General features: G+C 62.0%; 2 protein-coding genes. Both read right to left on the bottom strand.

The features are described from left to right. The coding region (locus ACJOT3_RS34465) for a DUF397 domain-containing protein (protein ID WP_406977325.1) at positions 1–182 on the bottom strand (182 nt) is incomplete at its 3' end. Beyond that, positions 182–1,042 (bottom strand): helix-turn-helix domain-containing protein, encoded by an 861-nt coding sequence (locus ACJOT3_RS34460; protein ID WP_406977324.1) that lies wholly within the window; start codon positions 1,040–1,042, stop codon positions 182–184. The genes ACJOT3_RS34465 and ACJOT3_RS34460, both read right to left, overlap by 1 nt. Between the last annotated feature and the right edge of the window lie 383 nt (positions 1,043–1,425).

Genomic DNA, 1,425 nt, shown 5'->3' with positions numbered 1-1,425 from the left:
GCCTCGACGTGCTTGGAGTCCCGGACGGCCGCCCCGCAGGGCAGATCGGCGACCTCGAAGCAATCAGGCCCTTGACCGCTGTAGCTGCTCTTCCGGAAGTCCGTGGGGATGTGTGCGACTTCGACGCAGTTCTGTCCGTGTCCGCTGTAGCTGCTCTTCTGAAATACGAGCTCGTTGTTCATCATTCGCTCTCTAGGGACTGGAGGACTTCAGCGATGAATCTCGCAGACTGGGCTGTGCTCATCGCTGAGCCCTGAGCATCACCGAAGGTAACAGTATGAGGCTCTACCTCTTCTGGTTCTTCCAAGAAGAGCCCTTCTACGGCCGTCTCGATGTACACGATGGAGAGGTCGCGTGGGTCGGGAAAGTCGAGGATGACGAAAGGGGCGACCAGAGCCGCGTGGGAACCAGCAGAGAAGGGCAGCACCTGCACGTCCACGTTGGGCAGCCTGGCCATGTGGAGAAGGTGCCGTAACTGTGCGGCCATGACGGTGGGGCCGCCGATCACACGACGTAAGGCAGCTTCGTCCAGGACGACTCGAAGTCGTGCCGGGTTGATCCGAGTCAGGATCTGGCGCCGTTCCATCCGTGCGTCCACCCTGCGTTGGAGAGCAGCGGGCTCGCTGTAACGTCCTCCTTGGAACAGAGCCGTCGTGTACTCGGGCACTTGAAGCAGACCGGGGATGACCGAGGACTCGAACGTTCGGATGGTGGACGCTTCGGACTCGAAGTCCGGGAGGGACTGAGGGCCGAACACCTCACGGTACTTGGACCACCAGCCGCGCACTTTGGCGTCTTTGGCGAGAGCGTGCAGAGCTTCTCGTTTGTCCGGTGCGGTGATCTGATACAGGTCCATCAGCTTGTCGAGGTCGCCGGGCTTCACCGTTTGGGTCTCGGCGTTCTCGATCTGACTGAGCTTTCCGGCTGCCCACTTCAGAGACTTGGCCACTTGGGTCGTGGTGAGGCCGGACTCGGCCCGGGCGCGCTTGAGTTCAGCGGAGAGGCGTCGGCGACGGAGCGTGGGACTGTGGGGAGTTGCCATAGGAGAAGTCTAGGACATCTTGGATGAGATTCATGAATCGACGTTGACTTTTCTGAATCTCATATTTTATGGTGAGGATGTGGTCGGTGATCGGCTCCTCACCGAGGGTGGGTGAGGGGTCGTTGCTGGTCAGGCTACGCCGTGGCCGTCCCCCGCGTCCGGCGAACGCGCAAGTTCGGTGCGCGTTCGGGCGTATCGGCCGGGTTCGTTGAAGGTTCCCTGTTCGCTTGTATCGAGGAGTGTCTTCGTCATGCTCGCAATCGTTCCCTCGCCCCCGCCGATGCCCTCGCTGCCGCAGGTGACCCTGCCGCTGGGGGAGCTGGTGCCGCGGCGGTGCCGGCACTACTTCAACCCCCACGCCCGTCGGCCGCACTACAAGGTGC

Source organism: Nocardiopsis protaetiae (assembly GCF_045446735.1).
Classification (GTDB): domain Bacteria; phylum Actinomycetota; class Actinomycetes; order Streptosporangiales; family Streptosporangiaceae; genus Nocardiopsis; species Nocardiopsis protaetiae.
The sequence above is the reverse complement of the archived record's forward strand: the minus strand, read 5'-3'. Positions and strand labels throughout refer to the sequence as shown.

Bases quoted from the DNA above. Each gene is read 5' to 3' on its own strand.
- ACJOT3_RS34460 (WP_406977324.1), bottom strand. From the start codon at position 1,042: ATGGCAACTCCCCACAGTCCCACGCTCCGTCGCCGACGCCTCTCCGCT.